This window comes from Desulfobulbaceae bacterium, from assembly GCA_013792005.1.
In the GTDB taxonomy this organism is placed as follows: Bacteria; Desulfobacterota; Desulfobulbia; order Desulfobulbales; family VMSU01; genus VMSU01.
Genome location: VMSU01000225.1, coordinates 31358 through 55611, shown reverse-complemented (window position 1 = coordinate 55611; position 24254 = coordinate 31358). Strand labels below are relative to the sequence as shown.

The window sequence follows — 24254 nt, the reverse complement described above, 5'->3', positions numbered from 1 at the left end:
CTCTTAAACGGCTCCATCGCCGCGTTCACCGCTGCTGATTCGTACGGCTTGCTCAATGGTGCTTACGTAGATTTTGCCATCGCCCTTGAGGCCGGTATGCGCGGCCTTCTCAATGGCTGAGATTACCTTTTCAACCAGATCGTCTTGGCAAATGACCTCGACTTTGACCCCTGGGTGAAAGTCAGTCAGCCCAGACTCCTTTGCCTTGGCCCAACCAATCCCATAGCCATAGCGCTCAACAACACTCATGCCAGACAAACCATCGATCTTATGGAGCGCACGGGTAACGTCATTCAACTTGTGTTTGGCAATGTACGCTTTGATCTCTTTCATGTTTAAATCTCCTTTTCCACTTGAACAGAAAACCACTTGTAAAGGGCCGGAATCACGAGCAACGTTAAGATAGTAGAGGTGATAAGCCCGCCGGTTACTACCGTTGCCAGGGGACGCTGTACTTCGCTACCGGTTCCCGAGCTGAACAGCAGAGGGATGAGACCAAGAGCAGTGGTGATGGCAGTCATCAGCACTGGGCGCAGCCGTAGACAGGCCCCGCGAATCGACGCCTCGTTCACCGGCACCCCATCACGAAGCAATTGATTGAGGTACGTGACCAGAACCATGCCGTTTTCCAGGGCAATGCCAAACAAGGCAATAAAACCAATCGACGAGGGTACAGAAAGGTTCTGTCCGGTGAGCCACAATGCTACTAACCCACCGACCAGGGCCAACGGGATATTAAACAGAATGAGGAAGGTGTTTTTCAGCGAACCGAAATTCATGAACAACAAAAGGAGAATAACCAGCAAGGTGACTGGCACCACGAGAGCTAGGCGTTTGTTGGCCTCCTGCTGTAGTTCGAATTGTCCTCCCCAATTGACCAGGTAGCCCGTCGGCATTTGCACTTTTTCTGCAAGGGCTTGCTGGCCTTCAGCAACAAAAGAGCCAATGTCACGGCCTCGCACATTACATTGGACGGTGATGAACCGTTGGTTATTTTCGCGGGTGATCTGGCGCGGTCCGACAATTTCCTCAATGGAGGCAAGCTGATCGAGAGGCACCTTGGCTCCGCCGGGGGCGGCGATCAGGAGGTGGCGAATCGCATCGGCATCCTTCCGTGCTTCCTCAGCGAAGCGCACGGTAATATCAAAACGACGTATTCCTTCAAACATCTGCCCGGCAGTCTCACCCCCCACAGCGACTCGGATGACGTCCTGCACATCCTCGACATTGATGCCGTAACGGGCGATGGCCTGACGGTCGATGCTAATTTTCAACTGCGGCGTCCCGGTCACCTGATCTTTTTGAATATCTGCGGCGCCGGGAATTGTCCGGATAACCGCCTCGATTTCAGCCGCTTTTTCCTTGAGGATGTCCATGTCAGGCCCAAATATTTTGATGGCCAACTCGGCCTTGGTGCCGGTGAGTAGTTCGTCGACTGCCGCCGCGATAGGCTGCGTGACGTTGAATTGGGCCCCGGGAAATGACTCAAAAGCCTCGCTGATTAAGGCATAGAGTTCATCGGGTGTCTTAGCACTTGTCCATTGTTCTTGTGGCTTTAATGAGACAAATGATTCAGCGCTGTTGACCGGATCGGCGTGAGCGCCGACTTCACCACGGCCGACTCGAGAAACCACTCGTGTCACTTCCGGAAACTGCGACATCAGTCGTTTTTCAAATCGTAGCATGGTGTCGCGTGACTCCTCCATGGAGATCGACGGAGCCATGGTGGCGCGAATCAATAGGTCGCCCTCGTCGAGACGCGGCACAAATTCTGAGCCGAGGCGCGGTAGCACCAAGGCACCTAAGACAAGCATGGATATCGCAAGCCCTACTGCCAATGACCGATATCGGACGAAAAGGCTCACTACCGGTCGATAGGGCAGCAACATTACACGCACAACCCAAGCCTCCTTTGGTACTTCCCCGGAAGAAGCGTCTAACTTGGGACGGCGCATCAGTATATGGGATGCCACCGGTGCCAGTAGCATGGCATAAAGCAGTGAGCCAAACATGCCCAACGCCACCGTTTGCGCCAGTGGCTTGAAGGTCTTGCCCTCTACTCCTTGCAAGGTGAACAGTGGTAAGAAGACAATGACGATAATAACGATAGCAAAAATGATTGGGCGCCCCACTTCGCTACAAGCTCGAGCAACAATTGCCATTCGAGAATCATCCGGCTCGGCCTCCCTCAGCATTCGGTCAACGTTCTCAACCATGACGATGGTGGCATCGACCATCATACCGATTGCAATGGCCAGTCCGCCCAGAGACATCAAATTGGCGCTGATCCCAAAGATCTTCATCATAATAAAGGCGAAGAAGATCGAAAAAGGGATGGACAGGGCCACTACGAGGCTTGCCCGTATCCCTCCCATGAAGATCAAGAGCACCCCGGTGACCAAAATTACACCAAAAATTAGGGAGTCAGTTACCGTTTTCACGCATTTGGCGACCAAAGTGGCCTGATCATAATAAGGAACCACCTTCACCCCTTCGGGCAGAACTTTGTTGATTTCGGCAAGTTTGGACTTCACGTCGGCGATAACCGTGGAGGTATTAGTGCCGATCAGCTTGAGAACCATACCGACTACGACTTCTCCCTTGCCGTTCATGGTGGCAAGCCCCCGTCTAATTTCGCCGCCGATAGCCACATCTGCCACCTGCTCAAGGTAGACCGGCGTCCCGTCCTGCACCTTAAGTACGATACGTTCCAAGTCAGAAATTTTTTCAGCAAGACCGACTGAGCGAATAATATATTCTTCGGCGTTCTTGACCAGAAATTGTGCTCCGACGTTGCCGTTATTGGCCTGCACTTTTTCCGTTATCTCACCAATGCTCAAGTCGTAGCGAAGCAAGTCTGCGGGGCGTACGCGAACCTGAAACTGCTTAACCTCTCCTCCGAGAGAGAGCACCTCTGTCACGCCTGCCACGGTCTGTAGATTAAACTTGATCAGCCAATCCTGGATTTCTCGCATCTCTTCCGGGGAGCGCTGGCCCTTTTCATCTTCAAGTACATAGAAGAGAATTTGTCCTAAGCCGGTGGCAATCGGCCCCATTTCAGGGACGCCAAACCCTTCGGGAATCTGTTCGCGAGCCATCTGCAAGCGCTCGCCAACTAGTTGCCGGGCAAAATAGATATCAGTTCCTTCCTCAAAGTAGATATTAATGACTGACAAGCCGAAATTTGATATTGAGCGGATTTCCTTAAGGCGAGGCAATCCGTTCATGGCTGTTTCTACCGGATAGGTGACATATTTCTCCACCTCCTCGGGGGCAAGACCCTCGGTTTCGGTGAAAACCTGGACCAGGGCCGGGGTGACGTCCGGAAAGGCATCGACCGGCAATTGTTGATAACTGAACCAGCCTGCGGCCAGTACCAGTACACCGAGTACGCTCATCAGCAATCGACTGCGCAGAACAAAATGAATGAGTTTTTCCATGATAATCCCTTCTCCTTAGTGGTTGTGGCCGTCGCCGAAGGCACCCTTGGATAGCTGCGCCTTAATGGTGAAGGCCCCCTGGCTCACGTAAGTCTGGCCAGCCTTGAGCCCGGAGAGGATTTCTACCGTAGTGCTGTTTTGTTGTCCGACTTCGATCGGCTGAGGTTCGAACCCTTTGTCCGTACGGACAAAGAGCACGGTCCCTCCTTCGAAAGTCTGCAACGCGCCTTTAGGAACGACGATGCCTGCGGAAGTGCTGCCCACCGCCACCTTAGCGGTCACAAACAGACCAGGGCGGAGATCGCCGTCCTGGTTTACGAGTTCCATTCGCGCTTTGGCCGTGCGTGTCGTCTCGTCCACTTGAGGGCCGACCCAAGCGATCGTTCCAGTAGCTGAAGGAATGCCGTGACCGATGTCGATTACCACAGCCTGCCCTTTGCGAACATTGATCAGATCCTTCTGGTAAACATTGATGTCGACCCACACCGTGGAAAGGTCAGCGATGGTAAATACACCGGTATCGGCATTGACGTTTTCTCCGAGGGTCATATGCTTTTCGATAATCGTTCCAGCTAATGGTGCTCTGATTTCAAGCCGGGTGTAGGTGGCATCTGGATGTCCGGATATTTTTTTGAGCTCAGGATCGGAAATCCCCAGTGCGTGCAATTGCTGCTCTGCCGAGTTTTTGGTGATGCGTGCCTCTGCCAAGGCCTGACGACTGTCAAGGTACTCCTGCTCGCTGGTCACCTTTTTTCCCCACAAGCGCTCTTCGCGTTGGAAATTCCCTTGTGCAAGTGTCTCACGAGCACTGGTGGCCAGGAATGTCGCCTTGGCATCTGCCAATTCGCGGCTTTCGATCACTGCCATCAAATCTCCGGCCTTAACCTTGTCTCCCACAGTTATCTGTACTTCACGGACAATACCTGCAACCCGAGGAGCCACATGGGCCATGCGATCGGCATTAAGAACAATTTCTCCGGGCAGGTTGATGTACTGGTCGAGAGAACCCGCTTTGGCGACTTCCAACGTGATACCAAATTCTGTCAATTCCTCATCAGAAAGGCGGACTACCTCCTCGCCATGTTCAGCTTTGCCTTCTGACTCAGCGTGGGCATCCTTTTCTGCATCATCATTATGATCGGCATGTTCAGCTTCTTTTTCGTTGGCTGGGTGTTTGTCCTGGGTGTGACTTTCATGATCATGAGTGTCTGCCGCTTGTTCCGCTGATGCGGTCGGGCTCCATAATGACACGCCAAGGCCTAAAGCACAGATAACGACAGCCCCCAAAATGGTATATTTGTTCTTCATCTCTGTATGCTCCCTTAGTTATTCTTTGTAATTGTAGGATTTTGAAGGCTCTTGATCGGTGCACCAATAAGCCGCTCCACGTTAGAGCGCGTTATGTGGTAGTTCCCCAGTGCCAACAGATACTGCCTCTTAACTGTAAAAAGGGTGCGCTGGGCATCGAGCATCTGTAGAAAGTCTAGCTTTCCCTCACGGTATCCGAAATCGGTTGCCTCAAAAGCTTCCAGCGCTCCGGGAAGAATTTTATCGTGAAGGGTCGATGACTCGACATAAGAGGCAGCTAGGTTCTGCCACATTTCAGACAATTCGGTCTGCAAAGCAACTTTGGCAGCCCGTTGTTCATGACGGGCCTTTTCGACATTCGCCTGAGCTTCGCCGATGCCCCCTTGGTTGCGATTAAACAAGGGAAGCGGCAGGTCAATGCCGACTACAAGTGCGCTTGTATTTGACTCACGAAAATTTCTAACACCAGCACTGATGCTTAAATCGGAAACAGCCTCTGAGCGGGCCAGAGCTAGAGCAGATTTATTTCGATCAAGTTCGCTTTCCCAACGATTCAAATCTGGGTTGCGCGCCAAAAATGTCTGGAGCATTGTTTCGGGAGGAAGTGGTGTAATTGTGGTCAGGTCGCCGACAACCTCGACAAATTCAGATCGATCCGCACCCCAAAAAGCGGCTAGGCGTCGTCTGGCGACTTCTAATTCCCGGGATGTCTTGTTGGCCTCGCTTTGCGCCGCTGCCAATTCAACTTGTGTTCGGGTGTTTTCCAAGGGCGACACCTTGCCTGCATCGACCCTTTCGCCAACTGCGGCTGCAGTTTTTTCAGCCAATTTGACCAATTCATCGTTCAAAGAGACCTGCTCTTGGGCCACCAGCACCTGAATGAAAGCTTTGGCGGTAGCTGCGAGCACATCAAGTTTTGTGCTTTGGTAGTCCCAAGCGGCAAGATCTTTCTCCAAAACGGCCACATGGCGCCGCTTGGTCCTCTTGTCCCCCAGTTCAATCAATTGAGAAAGGGCAATGGTTGTCTCTGCACCATCAAAGCCTCTAAGGTCATTCTGCCCGGCGAAATTCGCAATTTCCACGCCAAGGTTAGGGTTTGGTGATAAACCTGCCTGCAAGGCAGCAGCATCTCGGGCACGAATCTCCTCGGCAAAACCAGCGAGTGTAGGATTGTGCTGAAGAGCCAGGGCTAGGGCTTTGGTCAAAGTAAGTTTTTCGATAATCAAAGATTGAGAAGCAACTTCGGAGGCGGGTGGTGAATCCGCTGAAATTTTGGATAGTTGAATTTCTGTGATTATAGTGGGTTGAGTCGTAGCGGTGTCCGTAAGGCTTCGCGCCATTGTTGGGTGCTGAGTGGCGCATCCAGCAGCAAACAAAGCTATCGCGACGGGAACCCAGAGTTTTCTGCAATCCATATATAATTCTCCATTCAAAGTTTTCTCCACCCTAGTAAAATTACGACATAATTTTGGGTGGTTACGAACTCGGTTGAAATTGAGATGCAATCTTACGCATCCCTCCTCTTGTACTGTTTAGGGAAACTACTGGAGAGAAATCAGATAAGGAGCACGATCGTGCGGAGAGAAGCGAGATGTAACGATGGGGAGGTTTGAGGGGATAAAAAAAGAGATATGCGGTTCCTGGACAGAGTGGGTAATGCGAAAAATGCGCTGGCGAGAAGTCCTGACGTTTGGGGAGGAACGTTCGTAGTTTTTGTTTTATGTATGACGAAATGGTCCGAATGCCTGACGAATCTTTCGGAGGAATCGCAGACCACAGTAAGATCTAGGCACTCACCATGATGGGTTTGGACAGATAAAGACGTGCTTTGTTGTTGTGGGGAAGGAACGTCATGGCAAGAATTCAGTGCGACATCAAAATGACCGTTATCACCAAAACAGAACTGAAGATGCGATCCTGAAGGAATGGCAAGGGTCACACTCATTAGCAGAATGAGAAGTACCCCTGTGATGAGTTGGTTTGTTTTGGGCCAGAAGGTCATTTTTTCACATTTTCTCCAAAAGTATCATGCCGCAAATGTGACTCCCCGGATTCCAGAAGATTCCAAACACATTTGTCTTCTAGTGAATAAAAAACACTCCTTCCAACTTTGCGCCCTCTAACTATATGATGAAGACGCAATAACCGCAGATGATGAGAAATTGCCGAGTGAGTCATCTCAAGAGTATCTGCCAAGTCCTGAACAGGCATCTCGGAATCGCGGATCAGAAATAAAATACGCACCCGCGTTGCATCTCCCAAAATGGCAAAAAGTTGCGCGAGATCATCTGCATTCTCTGCAGGTTTGGGTAGCATTTTATTTAGCCCGATAGTTCCCATGAAACTCTAATATATGAACAATCATTTCAATGTCAAGAATTTTATTGATATCCATAGACTCGAATATCGGTTCATGCCACGGGAAAATCTACGATGACCGTAGTTTAGAGGATTTGAGATCAAGTTCTCACTTAGAGCAATCAAGCGGCATGAAAGTCCATTTTCGACAATTGAAGCGAAACACCAAAAATGAAGCTTTGGCATGAGTTCCGTCAGTAAAGGCAAAGACGATGTCGTAACTTCCTAGGAAGGGTACACAAAATGTGTTCAAGGATTTACTAACCTTGACGATTGGGGTCGGTTGTCAATAATGGACACCAAACCTCTGTTTGATTTCATGCTGCATGTTCGGGCGGTGGCATCATCACTGCGTACGCTTTGTCAGGCGTTTTGTTCAATTGTGAATGGGGCCTTGCTTGATTGGACCAGTCCAGATAATGCATGGTCAGCCTGTGAGCCTCGTTGACCGAGTCGCAGGCAGGCAAAAAGATTTGTTCATTTTTTTTGCCACCTCAAAATTGATGATCGTAACACAGGCAAGCTTCATCTTGATCCCGCTGAAGAATCAGCCAGACTCACTGGCCAGACAAAAAATGTCTTTCCTGGCTTATAACCCACACCGCAGGCACCTTTCTCCAGATAGAGAACCCACGCCCAATCTGTTTCGAAAAAACTGGTGGTAGCTGACCAATAGCTGTCTCGTAGGTTGATGAATGGATGATCAGCAGACAGTGCCGGGGTGTGAGCCGCACAATCTACCAAAGATTCCAGCTCGTTGATGTTGGGTAACCGCCATCGGTTAAGTCCGGCTAATCTGTCCTTGTTCAACCGCTGGACCACGGCAAGGGCCTGATGCCAAGTGACCGGGCCATTGCTGCTATCTGCTTTTCGAGCCCAACAGAGATTTGTCAGTCGATCCAAAACAGTCAATTTTCCCGCCACAAAGCGGGGAACAGGCCAATCATGGCCGAGACGGTAATCGCCATCTTGGCCGCTACCGGTACCTGAAATTATTTTACCCTGGATATCGAAACAGTGTGTTTGTCCAGTCCGGTGCAACAGACCATTCCCTTCTCCCCTCACCGGCCAGAAAAGATAATATTGGTCTTTTCTGCCATAAAACATCCTTGCCCCTTCCAGGTGTACATACCAGGCATAGTCCAAATGAATTGCCGCTGAAGTTGATGTCCAGTACCAGCCAAGAAATATATTCTCAAATAGATGGCCAGATGGCAGGGAAGGTTTCTTGGTTTGATAGCTCATCAGGCTGCGCAGTTCGAGCCGATTGGGCATGCGCCAATCGTTGTAGCCAAGGTAATTGCTATCGTTCATGGCGGCGATCCCTTCAAGCGCCTCCTGCCAGGTAACCGGAAAGACGTTGGGGTTAGCATCCCTTGACCAGATCAATCCGGTGAGTTGGTCGAGGACCGTTCCCCCGAGAGCAACAAACCTGGGCTCAGGCCATGATGCCCCGATACGGAACTCGCCATCCTGGCCACTGTCCTGGCATGGAATTTCTTTCCCTGCCTCGTCATAGCAGTGTGTCTGCCCGGTGTGGAATAACAAGAAAACCTCCTATAAAACTATCTGTACAGTCATTTTTATGCCAATATACACCGCATTAAACTCTTGACCATGTATCATTATCCATGGTTTCCTGCATCGGAGACGTTTTTGATTCGTAATAAAAAAGGTAGGAGGCAAATGTGGACGGATTGACCATCGGAAAATTGGCCAAAGAGGCTGCTCTAGGGATCGAGACCGTGCGTTTTTACGAACGCCAGGGGCTTATCACCCCGCCGCCAAGAACAGAATCAAATTATCGGGTATACCCCAAAGGCGAAGTAGCGCGGTTAAGATTCATTAAAAGAGCCAAGGTGCTCGGTTTCACTCTAAATGAGATCAAGGAGCTATTGAGTCTCCAGCATGACCCACATAGTACCAGAACGGACATCAAAAAGCGCACCCTTACCAAAATTGAAAACATTACCAGCAAGATCCAAGACCTGACTCGGATCAAAGCAGCACTTGAACACCTGGCTTCCGAGTGTAACGGCCATGGACCATTGGCAGGATGTCCAATCCTCGCAGCGCTAAACAACAGCGAAGGATAGGATTGTGGGCACACCACATGATCTCGAAACAGTATTTGCAACACCGAAAAATGCTTTGACACAGAACAATTGCTCACCCTCGGAACTCGATATCTCCATCACCATTGCTGATGAGAACAGGCCACGTCTGGTAATCGTCGGGGGAGGTTTTGCTGGATTGCACTTGGCACAGCACCTGAAAACAGCCGATCTGCAAATCGTGCTGTTGGACAGAAACAATTTTCACACCTTTCAGCCGTTATTGTATCAAGTAGCAACAGCAATGCTCGAACCGGATTCCGTGGCGAATTCATTCCGCAAAATCTTTCAGAACCAGAAAAACTTTCATTTCCGAATGGTGGAAGTCGAACGAATCGACCCTGAAAATAAAGTCGTGAGGACCAGTGCCGGTTGTCTGAAGTATGATTTTCTGGTTGTTGCCACAGGAGCTCGCACCAATTTTTACGGCATGCGAGATCTGGCAGGACATGCCCTCTCCATGAAAGAAATTTCACAGGGCATCGCCATCAGGCAACGCCTTTTCAGAAACTTTGAGAATGCACTGTTGACCAATGACACTGCCGAACGAGAAAGTCTGATGAACATCATTATTGTCGGTGGAGGTCCGACAGGCATTGAAATCGCCGGAGCAATCGGCGAGCTGAAGAAATTTATCCTCCCCACTGACTACCCAGAACTCGATTTGAGCATGATGCGGATACATCTGATCGAGGCTTCTGACCGGCTCTCGGCTAGCATGTCGTCAAAAGCCTCACTCCTTGCCCGCCAAGCCCTCGAAAAATTTTCTGTTACCATGTGGTTCAACACAAAAATCATAACCTATGACGGTAAAACCGCGCGTACCTCTGACGGCAGAGAACTCGACTCGAAACTGCTAATCTGGGTAGCTGGCGTGACCGGCAATATCCCTGTAGGTTTGGATAGAGATGAAATCATTTTCAGAGGGCGTATCAAGGTGGACTCTTACAACAGAGTTACAGAATACGATGATATCTATGCAATCGGCGATGTTGCCGCCGTGATCACACAAGAGACGCCGGATGGCCATCCCATGCTTGCCCCGGTTGCCATTCAGCAAGCCATCAATCTGGCGGCAAATCTGGCTGCCCTCGCCCAAAAAGGAGACAGTCAACTAACACCCTTTACCTACAAAAGCCATGGCGTCATGGCCACGGTTGGTCGAAATCGCGCCATTGTCGAAAGAGCTGGATTTTCTTTCGGCGGTTTCCCTGCCTGGTTGACCTGGCTGTTTGTTCATTTGCTGACTCTCGTCGGTTTTCGTAATAAAATCATAGCCGTTGTTAACTGGGCTTGGAATTATATAAGTTATGATCGAAGCATCAGACTTATCATTCCATTCATCTGCGAGACAAGGAAAACTCTGACAGGGCAAAAAACAGATGACATCAGAAAATGAAACCGTAATTCACTCCTTCAGAGCCCTACATGATTTGTCAAAGGCGATCAATTCAACTTTGGAGATTGACCTGGTCGAAGAGGTGCTTCTCCAGAAGACTTCTCAACTCATGAGGTCGGACAAGGCACTTCTCCTGCTGCGTAACGAGGAGAAACAATCATTAACCATCCATAAGTCCTTTGGTTTCAAATCGTCTGAACTACCAGCGAATCGGTTTGAAAACATCCATCTTTTTGATCATTGCTTAGTTCACAAAGGCAGCGTCATCACGCTAGAAGAGGTTCTGTCCACCCCAGATCGTCAATTATTACACAGCACCTACCCTCACCTGCTTGAGATGATTTTTGCTCCCCTCGAAATAGAAGGGAAAGCATCTGGTTTACTGGGGATTGTCGGTAGCAAAATAAATTTTTCCGAAATTGAACTGGAAATATTCTGTTCAATTGGCAGCCAGGCATCGGTGGCAATGGAAAATGCCAGTTTGCATGAAAGACTGCATTCCACTTTTTTGCACACAGCAGAAGCGTTGGCTGAGGCGATTAACAGTCGTGATCCATACACCGGCGGCCATACTCAGCGAGTGAGCAAATATTCGCTCCTGCTGGCTGAATCACTCAACTTTAGCCGAGAAGAAAAGACGGCTCTGCACTTTTCCTCTATCCTCCATGATGTCGGCAAGATCGGCATCGATGACTCGATCCTGCGGAAGGTTGGTCGATTAACGGCTGAGGAAAAACGAAAAATGGATGATCATCCCCAAATCGGAGCTAAGATTCTGGGGTATGTCGAGGAAATGAAAGAGGTCATTCCCGGAGTGCTCCATCACCATGAATGGTTTGATGGCAGTGGATATCCGGACGGACTGTCAGGGGATAAAATCCCGCTACAGGCCAGAGTCATCGCCATTGCCGATGCCTTTGACGCCCTGACTACCAATCGACCTTATCGCCAAGCCTCGGCAGGGCCTGATGCTCTGGACATCCTTGAATTGGATGGCGGCAGCCATTTCGACCCAGAATTGCTCGCAACTTTTCGCACACTGCAAACCTTCTCCAAGCTTTAAGACGTCATTGCCTGCAGCATGAACCGTTGCCGTGACTGTGGCAGTCGATTTTCGGTACTCTCCCGCGTTCCCCTAATGCTTCAAATAGGGGGGCAGAGAGAGGCACACAAAAATAAACCAGAGGCACCCTTGACCTTACACTATAGTCCAATGTTTATTTTACAATTAAGATCAATAAAAAAACATGGAGGTGGGTTATGACAACAGGAAGCGTTCTATGGTTTTTGGCAATTGGTGCGGTTGTGTATTTTATGATGAAAAAAGGCGGTGGCTGTTGTGGCGGCCATGATCATGGCGGGCATGGCAAGGAGTCCGGCCATGGCAATCATGCATCACATGAGATGTCCTCAAAGGGTGTGGAGATGCTATCCGGCAAAGACCCGGTATGCGGCATGGAAATAACCGAAAATGAGCCAACCCTTAATAGTGAACATTTGGGGCAGACGGTCAGGTTCTGCTCTGATCGCTGCAAAAACCTGTTTGATCTGAATCCCGAAAAATATATGAGTCATTCTCAAGGAACACACCAACACCATTGATAACAATCACTGTGTACTGTTTGGGACAAAAAAGAAAAGACGAACAGGATAAGGAGGTAGATCATGAATAATAAACTGAATGTGTTTGCTTTGGGAATCGCAGCGGCGCTGGTTTCTGCTCTGAGCATGCTGATACTCGGTATATTCGGCAATTTAGGCATTTACTCAGGAGCGGTTGAGATGATGCGTCAGTGGCATATGTTTTTTTCCCTGACGCCAATGGGAATAATCACTGGCATGCTGGAAGCTGCAGGAATAAGCCTTGTCTTTTTCGTATTATTTGGATGGATTTATAATAAGTTGTCCTAAAAAATGTGAAGTTGATTTTTAAAATACGATTTCCAGCAGCCCCATAAATTTTGCAGAACCAAAAAGGAGATGGGATATGAATTCAGGCCAACATCATCATAACAATGAAGAACATTCACATGCTGAGGTTACAAAAACAGAACGGAAAGATCCCGTATGCGGCATGTCAACTGATGCACCAGACGAATTTATTTCTCAAGAGCACAAAGGAACAACTTATTACTTCTGCAGTGATCATTGCCTTAAGACTTTTCAGGAAAACCCCGCAAAGTTTGTAGCCAGTGAGGAACCTTTCTCACATGAAAATTCTGCAGTAGCGTCTGTTTTTACCGACCCGGTTTGCGGCATGCATACCGAAGACGAGAGCGCTTTTACCCCCCACCATCATGGCGGCAACACATACTATTTTTGCAGCGAACGGTGCCTGGGGAAATTCAAAAACGATCCCAAACACTATACCGGTGAAAAAACAGAAAATGACCAGCCGAAAAAGACACTGGATGATAGAGGTCGCGTCTATACCTGCCCTATGCATCCGGAAATTGAACAGGACTCACCGGGGGCCTGCCCTAAATGCGGTATGGCCCTCGAATCCATGACTCCGGCGGCAAATGAGACCCGCACCGAATACACCTGCCCTATGCATCCTGAGATCGTGCAGGAGACCCCCGGCTCCTGCCCCAAGTGTGGCATGGCCCTAGAATCCCGCACCATCAGCCTCGATCAGGACGATGAAAATCCCGAGTACGACTTTATGCGCAGGCGCTTTATTTTCGGCGCGGTGCTTACCGTGCCGCTGGTGATTATCGCCATGCGGGAGATGCTGCCGGGCGGGCATCTCATCGAAAATCTGGCTTCTCCTCGCACCCTTGGCTGGCTGGAACTGATTCTGTCGACGCCAGTGGTTCTCTGGGCTGGCTGGGTCTTTTATGTACGGGCGGTGCAATCGATAATCAACAGAAGCCTCAACATGTTTACTTTGATCGGCCTGGGTGTATCCGTAGCCTATATTTACAGTCTGATTGCTGTTCTTTTCCCAGAAATTTTCCCTGCCACCATGCGTGGTTCTGATGGCGCGGTGGGAGTCTATTTCGAGGCGGCGGCGGTAATCGTCACCTTGATATTACTGGGACAAGTCATGGAGCTGCGGGCTCGTAGCCAAACCGGTGCCGCCATCAAGGCGTTGTTGGGGTTAGCACCGAAAACGGCCCGTAAAATCAATGAAGATGGTACCGAGATCGATATCCCCTTGGAACACGTCCAGGTTGGCGATGTGCTCCGTATCCGACCGGGCGAGAAGGTGCCGGTCGACGGCATGGTAGTCGACGGTACAAGCTCGGTGGATGAATCGATGATCTCCGGCGAACCGATTCCAGTCAAAAAGCAAAAAGATGACAAGGTGATCGGCGCGACAGTCAATGCCACTGGTAGCCTTACCATGCGGGCCGAAAAGATAGGGAGTGACACCCTGCTCGCTCAAATCGTCAAGATGGTGGCCCTGGCCCAGCGCTCACGGGCACCGATTCAGAAGCTTACCGACATCGTAGCCGGATACTTTGTGCCGGTGGTGATCGCGATTGCGCTTGCTGCCTTTGGTGTATGGTACGCCGTTGGTCCTGACCCGCGGCTCGCGCATGCCTTGATCGCGGCGGTATCGGTGCTGATTATCGCCTGTCCGTGCGCCTTAGGCCTTGCTACCCCGATGTCGATCATGGTTTCTACCGGTAAAGGCGCCACCATGGGAGTGTTATTCAAGAATGCTGAGGCAATCGAAACCATGCGTAAAATCGACACCCTGGTGGTAGACAAGACCGGCACCTTGACCCTCGGCAAGCCGAAATTGACCGGCGTGGTCACTGCGAGCGGCATGACAGAGGAGCGCCTGTTAATTCTTTCGGCTAGCCTGGAAAAGGCTAGCGAGCATCCGTTGGCCGCAGCCATCGTGGCCGGGGCAGTGGAGCGAAAGAGTACGCCTGTTGACGCCGCTGATTTTGATTCGCATACCGGCAAGGGGGTCTCCGGCACTGTCGATGGGGCAAAGGTATTACTGGGCAATCTCAAACTGATGGAAGATTTCAGTGTTGATACCGCAGCTCTCGCCAATCGTGCTGAAGAGATGCGCAAGGAAGGGCAGACGGTCATGTTCGTGGCCGCCGATGGCAAACTCGCTGGTCTGCTGGCCGTCTCCGATCCGATCAAGGAGAGCACCCCAGCCGCTATCCGCCAATTGCACGAAGAGGGCATGCTTGTGGTGATGCTGACCGGCGATAATCGGGCGACAGCCGAAGCCGTGGCCGCCAAACTAGGGATTGACCAAGTCGTGGCGGAGGTGCTGCCCGATGAGAAGGCGGCGGTGGTGAAAAAATTCCAGGATGAAGGCCGCATGGTTGCCATGGCCGGTGACGGCATCAACGACGCACCCGCCCTGGCCCAGGCTCACGTCGGTATTGCCATGGGTACCGGCACCGACGTGGCCATGGAATCGGCCGGAGTCACCTTGGTCAAAGGCGATCTGACCGGGATCATCCGTGCTAGGAAACTCTCGCGCGCCACCATGGCCAACATCAAGCAGAACCTCTTCTTTGCTTTTATTTATAACGCCTTAGGTGTGCCGGTAGCAGCTGGGGTACTCTATCCCTTCCTGGGCATTCTGCTGTCACCCATGATTGCAGCGGCAGCCATGAGTCTCTCCTCGGTCTCGGTGATCGGTAATGCCTTACGATTACGGCGGACGAAGATTTAATAAAAACAACAACATTGGCTAAGGGGCATCATGCCCCTTTTAACACTAACCTTGTATGAGGAGAACAAAGATGAAGAAAATGTTTCTAACCGCTTCTTTATTGTCAATGCTTGCCATCAGCCTACCAGTTTTGGCCGAGGAGGCGCATCATCCCAAAAATCAGGCTGCTCCTGAGATGGCCCAAATGAATACGGAAAAAGTTGACACCTCCATGCAGCAGATGCAGGAAATGCGCAATAAAATCGAAACGGAAAAAGACCCTGCAGCACGAAAAGAACTTATGCACCAGCACATGAAAATGATGCGGGATGGCATGAACATGATGAAGGGGCAATGCTGCATGATGAGCGACAAGGGCAAGATGATGGGGGGAGAATCCGGCAAATCCATGGAGGACCATATGAAAATGATGGAGAATAAAATGATGATGATGCAGGAGATGATGAACGGCATGATGACACAACATGAAATGATGATGAAATGAGTTCACACTTGGCCGGAGAAAATTACCATCTTTCGGTCAGGTATTGAGGTGCTAAATGCGTTCTTTACCCCGCTCCCCACAGATCTTTCTAAGAATAGGGGAACGGGATAAAGGCATCTAGGTTTTGAGAACCCCTTTTGATTCGGCGTCATTTTTTAACCACGTCTGGAGGCGTGCCCATGATAAAAAAAAGCCCGTTCTTTGATCCCGGCACGCTCATTCTGCCGCGCCGCCGCTTTGTCAAAGGCATGATGATGGGTGGGGCGCTGCTGGGCCTGGGGGGGATCCCCGATCGGTTGTTGGCTGCGGCCGGTTCCTATGCGGCACAGCCGATCCTGCGTGGCAAACAATTTGATCTAACCTTGGCCTCCACGCCCGTCAACTTCACCGGCATAAACGGTATGGCCACGGCTGTGAACGGTTCAGTGCCAGGGCCCGTGCTGCGCTGGCGGCAAGGGGATCAGGTAACGTTGGATGTCACCAACCGGTTGACGGAGACAAGTTCCATCCACTGGCACGGGATCATCCTCCCGGCGCCCATGGACGGAGTACCCGATATCAGCTTCAAGGGAATTGCCCCTGGTGAGACCTTCCGCTACCAGTTTGATGTTAAACAGAGCGGCACCTACTGGTACCACAGCCATTCCGGATTTCAGGAGCAGACTGGGCTTTACGGACCGCTGATCATCGAACCACTGGAACCAGAGCCGTTCAGCTACGACCGCGACTACGTGATCATGCTGTCTGACTGGTCCGATGAAGACCCGGCTGATATATATGCCACCCTCAAGAAGATGAGCGGCTATTACAATTTTGCCGAACGAACTATGGGTGATGTGAGCCGCGACATCCAAGAGAAAGGCGTGTCCCGTACCTGGTCCGAGCGGGCCATGTGGAACCGAATGCGGATGAGCGACCGGGATCTCTCAGATGTGACTGGTTATACCTATACTTTCCTGATGAACGGCCAAACGCCTGCCTCCGGCTGGACCGGCCTGTTCAAGCGTGGTGAAAAAGTTCGCCTTCGTATTATCAACGGTTCGGCCATGACCTTTTTCGATGTGCGTATCCCAGGTCTTGCTATGACTGTGGTCGCCGCCGACGGCCAGAATATCGAGCCGGTGACTGTCGATGAGTTCCGCATTGGCGTAGCCGAGACCTATGATGTAATCGTGGCCCCCAAGGATGACCGGGCCTACTGCGTTTTCGCCCAAGCCCTTGATCGAACCGGTTATGCCCGTGGCACGTTGACCCCTGATCCATCACTGTCCATGGAACCACCGCCGCTTGATCAGTACCCAATTCTTGGCCACCAGGACATGGGTATGGATATGGGGGCTATGAACATGGGGGAGATGTCGCATGGCGGCATGATGCCCGGCATGGATCACAGTATGCATGACATGGCAGGGATGGGCGCCGGGATGACGATGCTTGGCTCAGCGGGAGAAGGAAGCAATGCGAAAGTGGTGCATGCGGCCACCGAGTTCGGCCCCCATGTGGATGCCCGGGTAGCAAGTGCACAGTCTCGGCTGAATGATCCCGGCGTCGGGTTGCGGGATAATGGTCGCCGGTCACTCACCTACGCCGACCTGCGAAATATTTCTCCCACCCTGGACCCACGCGAGCCGTCACGAGAGATTCAATTGCATCTGACCGGCAATATGGCCCGCTACATGTGGTCGATCAACGGGATCAAATACAGTGAGGCCGAGCCGCTTCGTCTTACCTACGGCGAACGGCTGCGCATCACTTTGGTCAATGACACCATGATGAACCACCCCATGCATCTGCACGGTATGTGGAGCGAGCTTGAAACTGGCGATGGTCGGCACATCCCCCGCAAGCACACGGTGATTGTGCAGCCGGGCAGCAAGATCAGTTATTTGGTGACCGCCGATGCCAGAGGTGGATGGGCCTATCACTGCCATCTGCTCTATCACATGCTGGGCATGTTCCGTAAAGTTGTCGTCAGTTAAGAGAGGCCGACCATGATTATTCCTAAGATGCTGTTTGTATCGATACTTTTTGTTCCTGCCATCTCCTTGGCCGGCGGGATGAACGATGACCCCCTACTTTCTATGATGATGGTGAATCAACTTGAGGTACGCACGGTCTCCGGCCAAGACCCGCTGGTCTGGGATGCCGAAGGCTGGATCGGTCGTGATCTCGATAAGCTTTGGATCAAAACCGATGGTGAGTACAAAGACGGCCGTGTCGAAGAGGCGGAGGCTCAGGCCTTGTACAGCCGTGCCATCGCGCCCTTCTGGGACCTGCAGATGGGCTGGCGACGTGACCTCCGGCCTACTCCTGACCGAGACTGGCTGGCCGTGGGAGTCAAGGGCCTGGCACCGTACTTCTTTGATGTCGATGCGGCGATATTTGTCGGCGACAATGGTCGCACCTCGGCCCGTCTCCAGGCTGAATATGAAATCATGTTTACCCAGCGCTTGATTTTGGTTCCTGAAATAGAATTGAACCTTTACGGCAAGGATGACGAAGCCGTCGGCATCGGATCCGGACTGTCTTCTCTCGAAGCTGGTCTGCGGCTGCGCTACGAGATCCGCCGCGAATTTGCCCCCTACCTGGGCGTCAACTGGACCAGGCTGTACGGTAAAACCGCCGACTATGCCCGAGAAGAAGGAGCGTCCGTGGACGATGTCCAGTTTGTTCTAGGGGTCAGCGCCTGGTATTGAAGTGGTGGATACTTCTGCCCTTCCCGTTTCTCAGCAGCATTTGCAGCTGCCGCATACTATGTTAATTTTCGGGTAAACGGTCATCATTTCTCTTCGCCATTCGGTAGTCACTATGTAGTACATTTTACTAAAAAAAAGTTTGATTTGTCAGCATGTTATCGCTATGCTAAGCGCAGAGAAGGTTAAAAGGCATGAGGTTTTCACTGTTACGATGTTCACTTGTTAGGCCAGACGACGACAAGCGACCTGAATAATGACAGCTGTATTCGACGAACAGTTCAAGTGGGGCGAAAAGGGATGTCTGTTTTCATATCGAAAAAAGATCTCTTCGAAATAATTTTGCCGGCTATTTTGGCGATATTTCTTTTTGTCTCTACGGTGTTCGGGTATCTGCTTCCTACCTTCAGGAACGTTCTGATTAATCAACAAAAATACATGCTGCGCCAAATGGTTAATACCGCTTGGAACATGCTAGAGGTTGTTCAAAAAGAAGAACTGAGTGGCAAGATCACCCGAGAAAAAGCGCAAGAAATTGTCATAGAACATCTTCGAGGTATGCGCTATGGGGAAGATAACCTTGATTATTTTTGGATTAATGATCTGAATTCTCATATGATCATGCATCCATACCGGGAAGATCTTGAAAACAAGGAGTTGTTCGGGAATCTCGACACTAAGGTAAAAAGTCTATTCGCCGAATTTATTCGCCTCGTAAAAAAGGACGGAGAGGGTTTTGTCACGTACGACTGGCAGTGGAAAAATGACCCGTCTCGAATTGAGCCTAAGTTGTCATTTGTCAAGGCATTTCCCCCCTGGAATTGGGTCATTGGCACCGGGATCTATCTAAGGGATGTGAACGAGCAGATCGACAAACTCGTGCGCAGAATGATGGTGATTTCAGGGATGATCATTGTTCTGGTGTCATCACTCACGCTCTATATGACTATCAAGCTAATAAAAACTTCAGCGAAACGATTGGAGACGGAAGGCGAACTCAAAAAGTATCAAAATCATCTTGAACAACTTGTCCAAGATCGAACAGCAGAGTTGTCCAAAGAAATAAGTGAAAAAACGAAACTTGAAGAGGCGCTTAAACGCATTACGATTACTGATGAACTTACCGGACTCTACAATCGTAGGGGGTTTATGAAACTTGCCGAAAAACAAATTCAAATAGCTAATCGGCACAATAATGTTTTGTTCATGCTCTATATGGATCTCGATAACATGAAGTCTATTAATGACAATTTTGGTCATGAAATGGGAGATAAAGCGCTAATAGAAACAGCACAAATATTGAAAAGCGTTTTAAGAGAATCAGATATTGTTAGTCGTTTGGGAGGAGACGAGTTTGTGGCCTTGACTCAGGGGTCGTCAAGTGAAGAAAAAGGTCAGACTATTACGAATAGACTGCACGAGCAGTTGCGCATTGCTAATTTTCAAGCAGAGAGACCCTATGAATTATTGATGAGCATTGGTTTTTCTATGTATAACCCTGAAGTCCCTTGTTCAATTGATGAGCTTCTAGCACAAGCGGACTCCATGATGTACGAGCAAAAGATGAAAGCAACAGATGCGTCGAGAGACCAGGAATAAAATATCCGATCCGGCAATTCAACTTACGATGAATGCTATTTTAATAGAAAGTAACTATCCAACTCCTAGCGAGAAAGTAACAATAGTTACGATAGGAGAATCATTTCAACACCAACACAAATGGAGGCAAAAGAGATGAAAAAGGCAAGTATGGCAGTGATGACAATGATTATGCTTACAGCGGGAACGGCCCTGGCTCAGATGGGCAGCAGCTCAGGCGGTGGTAGCATGGGAGGTGACATGAAAGGCAGCATGAGTGACACTATGGGCGGTAAAATGGGAAGCCAGTCACAACCTCAACATAAAGGCATGTCGGGCAGCCAAAAGTCTAATCAGATGATGGGTGGCCAGATGATGGACCAGAGCATGATGAAAGACATGTCAGGTATGATGAACCAGATGAATGATACAATCGGGAAGATGTGTCGTATCATGGAGAAACTGGGGGGCATGGACCATGCCAAGATGCAGAACATGTCAAAGATGATGGGGGAAATGTCCGCCAACATGAATGAAATGTCTGAGCAGATGGCAAAGGGGCAGATGGACCCAATGATGATTACGAAAATGCAGGGACGCATGGGTGCGGTCAACCAGATGATGGAAGGGATGGAATGAGTAGACCAATGACAGATCAATACGCCTAGCGAGATTCAGTTCAATTTTCGTTCGATTTGGTTCAGTCCTCTCCTCCCTGGAGGAGGACTGAACAGCAGCTGTGACACTGCGAAACAGTTATACCATGGAGAGCAGGGCATGAAACGATTTGTGTGTTGGTTGGCCTTTGGGCCCTTGGGAGTGAGCCTGGTCCTGCCAATCCTTCTGGCCACAGCCGAACCAATTCCTCCAGCACTAACAGAATTAGTTGCCGAATCCTTGGTCAACAATCCCGAACTCCATGCTGCCAAGAAGCGTTGGCAGATGTCCGAACGCCAGATCATCCCCGCCCGTTCTCTGGAGGATCCACGACTCTCCTTGACGTTCTCCAACTACCCGATTGACAGCTTGGCCTTTGACGAGACCCCGATGACCGGGAACGAACTGAACCTGGCCCAAACCTTTCCCTTCCCGGGCAAACTGGCGGCTAAGGGTGAGATGGCCGAGCAACAGGCCCTCTGGTTCCGTGGCGTTTATGAGGATGGGAAACTACAACTGGTCAAAAAGGTCAAGGATAGCTACTATCGCCTTTTTTTTCAGGACCAGGGGATTCGAATCATTAACCAGAACATCGCCATCCTGGATGATGTTATCCACCTGACAGAAACCAAATACCAAGTCGGCAAGGGCTTGCAGCAGGATGTGCTCAAGGCCCAGGTTGAGCGCTCCAAGCTGATGGACAAACTTTTCTCCTTAAAGCAAATGCGTGTCTCTATCCTTGCCGATCTCAACACCCTCCGCAACCAACCGACTGCAAAGCAGGTGACTCCGCCGGCAATAGAGGAAATGACTCCAGTCGAGGTCGAGCTTAACGAGTTGCAGCAAGGCTCAGAGAAGCATCGACCTCTTTACGCCTCCTATCGATCGCTAATCGAACGCTACAAGGCTCAGAAATACTTCGCCCAACTCGAGTACTACCCCAACATTACCGTTTCAGCCGGTTACCGGTTCCGCGCTACTGTTCCGGGCGACCCAGTCCAAGGTGCCGATTTCGTCAGTGCCGGGGTTGGCATCAATCTGCCTTTCAACCGTAAAAAACGGCACGAAGCAGTAGCTGAGGCCGACTCAGGGATCGATATGGCCTCCGATCAGTATAACGATTTCCGCAACAAGGTGCTATTCAACCTCCACGACACCTACGCGCAGATGGAAAAAAATCGCAATCAGGTTTCCCTGTATAAGACAGGAATTCTTCCTCAGGCCGACCAAACTTTCCAGGCCAGTCTTGCTGCCTATCAGGTAAATAAGGTCGATTTTTTAAACCTGCTCGACTCACTGCTTTCCCTCTATCGTTATCAAATTGATTACTACCAGGTGCTGGCTGACTACCAACGGAATGTCGCCGGACTTGAAGCTGAATCCGGCATGGATCTAAGCCGAACCCCGGCTGCAGAAACCGGGATGGAATCTCAGCCCAACAATACTTTTACCTCTTCTCATGAAGAAAGGAGACAGCAATGACTCTGACTAAAAAAATCCTGTTGAGTGGCGCGCTTGTCTTGGCCCTCGTCCTGTCCGGCAGAACCTATGATACCTGGCACTGTTCGAGTGATAAATCTCTCTCTCTTTCTTTTGGGACACAGGTCGTTTTCGCCGAAGTTGAAAAGCTAAAATACACCTGTCCTATGCACCCGGCTATCATCCAGGACGAGCCAGGAGATTGTCCGATCTGTGGTATGAAGCTGATACCAGTTAAGCCCGATAGCACCGGCGTTGATGAGTCGCAAGCGGCCAAACATCTTAACACTTGTCCTATGCACCCGGCCGTCATCCAAAACGAGCCGGGCAATTGCCCGATCTGCGGGATGAAGCTGACACCAGTTAAACCAGATGCCACCGGGGTTGATGAGTCGCAAGGGGCCAAGCCACCCAACAAAACTTCAGATTCTCCACATGAAGACAGGAAATAACTATGACCCGAACTAAACAGTTGCTTTTGAGTGGCACGCTTGTCCTGGCCCTCGTCCTGTCTGGCGGAACCTCTTACACCTGGCACTGCGTAAGCCACACCCATATCTTTCCCTACACTGGCCCCCAGTCTGCCCATGCGGAAGAGAAGCAACAGTGGACCTGCGGCATGCACCCGTTCATCATTAAAGACGAGCCGGGGGATTGTCCGATCTGCGGCATGAAGTTGGTACCAGTCAAGCCCGGGACCACCGGCGGTGCGAAGACAGAATCAGCAAAGCCCCAAGGGGAGCGTAAGATCAAGTATTGGGCTGCGCCCATGGACCCCACCTATATTCGCAACGAGCCCGGAAAATCGCCGATGGGGATGGACTTGGTCCCGGTCTACGAGGATCAGGCCGCCACCGGTTCGATCATCTCTATTGACCCGGTGACGATTCAGAACATGGGCATCAGCACGGCCAAGGTGGAACAAAAGGCCCTGCACAGAGATCTGCGAACGGTGGGATTGGTAGCCTACGACGAGAGTCGGCAGTATTCGATCAACAGCAAAGTCAGCGGCTGGATCGAGCGCCTCACTGTCAATGAAACCGGCCAGTTCGTCAAAAAAGGCACGCCTCTGCTCTCCATCTACAGCCCGGATCTGGTGAGCGCTCAGGAAGAATACTTGCTGGCGTTGAACAACAACCAGGCGCTTGCCAAAAGTGATTTCCCCCAGATTGCCGAAGGAGCCCAGCGGCTCCTTGAAGCCTCCCGCAGCCGTCTGAAATATTGGGATATCTCTGAGCAGCAGATCTCCGAATTGACGAAAACAGGGAAGGTCCGCAAGACCATGACCCTCTATTCTTCATACAGCGGCATCGTCACCATGAAGATGGTGAACGAAGGGATGTTTATCAACGCTGGCATGGAGCTTTTTAAACTCTCCGATATTTCTAAGATCTGGATCAATGCCGATATCTACGAATACGAGCTCCCCTGGGTGAAAGAGGGGCAGGAGGCCGTGGTCGAGTTTCCCTATGGCGACATGAAGACGTTGACTGGCAAGGTGAGCTACATCTACCCCTACGTCGAGCCCAAAACAAGGACGGTAAAGGTCCGGCTTGAATTTGACAACCCCGGCTACCATTTAAAACCAGATTTATACGTCAATGTTCGGCTGAACACCCAGCCGATCGAGGATGCCCTGGTCATCCCGCGCAACGCCGTCCTCTACTCGGGTGAGAAGCGCACCGTATTTGTTACCCTCGGCGGCGGCAAGTTCGAGCCACGCCTGATCAAGATCGGAGTTGAGGGGGACCAGGGGATGGTCCAGGTCACACAAGGGCTATTCGCCGGGGAGGAGATCGTGACCTCGGCCCAATTCATGCTCGATTCCGAAAGCCAACTGCGCGAAGCCATCCAGAAGATGTTGGAACCAAAGAAACCATCCGAATCGGCAAAACCGGAACCGATGAAAGATCCACCTCAAGAAGGCGCGACAGGGAAAAAGAACGAAGATCTGGACGACCTGTTCAAGTAAACTCGCGCTGTAACTCTTCGCAAAAGCGGCGCGGAGGCGCAGAAAAAATCCCTCTTCAATTCATCGATATGGTTTCGCTGTGCTCGGCACAATCAATGGAATTCGGCCCTCGAATCTT

Annotated in this window: 21 protein-coding genes; 14 read left to right on the top strand and 7 right to left on the bottom strand. The window is 50.7% G+C overall.

Annotation, left to right across the window (positions count from 1 at the left end; all coding sequences use genetic code 11):
* Window positions 1-3 precede the first annotated feature (3 nt).
* The 7 genes from FP815_14595 to FP815_14565 form a co-directional block, all read right to left on the bottom strand.
* Window positions 4-333: a P-II family nitrogen regulator gene (locus FP815_14595; protein ID MBA3016157.1), complete on the bottom strand. Its 330-nt coding sequence runs from the start codon at window positions 331-333 to the stop codon at window positions 4-6.
* A gap of 2 nt (window positions 334-335) precedes the next feature.
* The gene (locus tag FP815_14590) at window positions 336-3440 is read right to left on the bottom strand and encodes an efflux RND transporter permease subunit (protein ID MBA3016156.1); all 3105 of its coding nucleotides are present in this window, start codon (window positions 3438-3440) and stop codon (window positions 336-338) included.
* 15 nt (window positions 3441-3455) lie between these two features.
* The gene (locus FP815_14585; protein ID MBA3016155.1) at window positions 3456-4748 is read right to left on the bottom strand and encodes an efflux RND transporter periplasmic adaptor subunit; all 1293 of its coding nucleotides are present in this window, start codon (window positions 4746-4748) and stop codon (window positions 3456-3458) included.
* Between the two features lie 14 nt (window positions 4749-4762).
* Window positions 4763-6163, bottom strand: coding sequence for a TolC family protein (locus tag FP815_14580; GenBank protein MBA3016154.1), 1401 nt, complete (start codon window positions 6161-6163; stop codon window positions 4763-4765).
* 583 nt (window positions 6164-6746) lie between these two features.
* Window positions 6747-7088: a helix-turn-helix transcriptional regulator gene (locus FP815_14575; GenBank protein MBA3016153.1), complete on the bottom strand. Its 342-nt coding sequence runs from the start codon at window positions 7086-7088 to the stop codon at window positions 6747-6749.
* A 335-nt stretch (window positions 7089-7423) separates the two neighbouring features.
* Window positions 7424-7579, bottom strand: a complete 156-nt coding sequence (locus FP815_14570) for a transposase (protein MBA3016152.1) — start codon at window positions 7577-7579, stop codon at window positions 7424-7426.
* A 52-nt stretch (window positions 7580-7631) separates the two neighbouring features.
* The gene (locus FP815_14565; protein ID MBA3016151.1) at window positions 7632-8654 is read right to left on the bottom strand and encodes a DUF1566 domain-containing protein; all 1023 of its coding nucleotides are present in this window, start codon (window positions 8652-8654) and stop codon (window positions 7632-7634) included.
* Between the two features lie 140 nt (window positions 8655-8794).
* Between FP815_14565 and FP815_14560 the strand changes: the two genes are divergently transcribed.
* The 14 genes from FP815_14560 to FP815_14495 all read left to right on the top strand — a co-directional run bounded on the left by FP815_14560 (window position 8795) and on the right by FP815_14495 (window position 24136).
* Window positions 8795-9202 carry a MerR family transcriptional regulator gene (locus FP815_14560; protein ID MBA3016150.1) on the top strand — a complete coding sequence of 136 codons (408 nt, stop codon included), beginning with the start codon at window positions 8795-8797 and terminating at the stop codon, window positions 9200-9202.
* Between the two features lie 55 nt (window positions 9203-9257).
* Complete coding sequence (locus FP815_14555) at window positions 9258-10619, top strand: NAD(P)/FAD-dependent oxidoreductase (GenBank protein MBA3016149.1); 1362 nt, start codon at window positions 9258-9260, stop codon at window positions 10617-10619.
* Complete coding sequence (locus tag FP815_14550; protein ID MBA3016148.1) at window positions 10603-11682, top strand: HD domain-containing protein; 1080 nt, start codon at window positions 10603-10605, stop codon at window positions 11680-11682. Before FP815_14555 ends, FP815_14550 begins: the two co-directional genes overlap by 17 nt.
* A 197-nt stretch (window positions 11683-11879) precedes the next feature.
* Complete coding sequence (locus tag FP815_14545; GenBank protein ID MBA3016147.1) at window positions 11880-12221, top strand: YHS domain-containing protein; 342 nt, start codon at window positions 11880-11882, stop codon at window positions 12219-12221.
* 126 nt (window positions 12222-12347) lie between these two features.
* Window positions 12348-12530, top strand: coding sequence for a hypothetical protein (locus FP815_14540; protein ID MBA3016146.1), 183 nt, complete (start codon window positions 12348-12350; stop codon window positions 12528-12530).
* 76 nt (window positions 12531-12606) lie between these two features.
* Window positions 12607-15273: a heavy metal translocating P-type ATPase gene (locus FP815_14535; protein ID MBA3016145.1), complete on the top strand. Its 2667-nt coding sequence runs from the start codon at window positions 12607-12609 to the stop codon at window positions 15271-15273.
* Window positions 15274-15343: 70 nt separating this feature from the next.
* Entirely contained in the window at window positions 15344-15757 is a 414-nt protein-coding gene (locus tag FP815_14530) for a hypothetical protein (protein ID MBA3016144.1), read from the top strand.
* Window positions 15758-15936: 179 nt separating this feature from the next.
* Complete coding sequence (locus FP815_14525; GenBank protein MBA3016143.1) at window positions 15937-17736, top strand: copper resistance system multicopper oxidase; 1800 nt, start codon at window positions 15937-15939, stop codon at window positions 17734-17736.
* Window positions 17737-17748: 12 nt separating this feature from the next.
* A complete protein-coding gene (locus FP815_14520) occupies window positions 17749-18453 on the top strand; it encodes a copper resistance protein B (GenBank protein MBA3016142.1) in 705 nt (234 codons plus the stop codon).
* A gap of 297 nt (window positions 18454-18750) precedes the next feature.
* The gene (locus FP815_14515) at window positions 18751-20049 is read left to right on the top strand and encodes a diguanylate cyclase (protein ID MBA3016141.1); all 1299 of its coding nucleotides are present in this window, start codon (window positions 18751-18753) and stop codon (window positions 20047-20049) included.
* Window positions 20050-20184: 135 nt separating this feature from the next.
* Window positions 20185-20667, top strand: coding sequence for a DUF4175 domain-containing protein (locus FP815_14510; protein ID MBA3016140.1), 483 nt, complete (start codon window positions 20185-20187; stop codon window positions 20665-20667).
* Between the two features lie 138 nt (window positions 20668-20805).
* On the top strand, window positions 20806-22167 hold the full coding sequence (locus FP815_14505; GenBank protein ID MBA3016139.1) for a TolC family protein: 1362 nt from the start codon (window positions 20806-20808) through the stop codon (window positions 22165-22167).
* Window positions 22164-22616: a hypothetical protein gene (locus FP815_14500; protein MBA3016138.1), complete on the top strand. Its 453-nt coding sequence runs from the start codon at window positions 22164-22166 to the stop codon at window positions 22614-22616. The genes FP815_14505 and FP815_14500 overlap by 4 nt, the downstream gene beginning before the upstream one ends.
* A 167-nt stretch (window positions 22617-22783) precedes the next feature.
* Window positions 22784-24136 (top strand): efflux RND transporter periplasmic adaptor subunit, encoded by a 1353-nt coding sequence (locus tag FP815_14495; GenBank protein MBA3016137.1) that lies wholly within the window; start codon window positions 22784-22786, stop codon window positions 24134-24136.
* Window positions 24137-24254 lie beyond the last annotated feature (118 nt).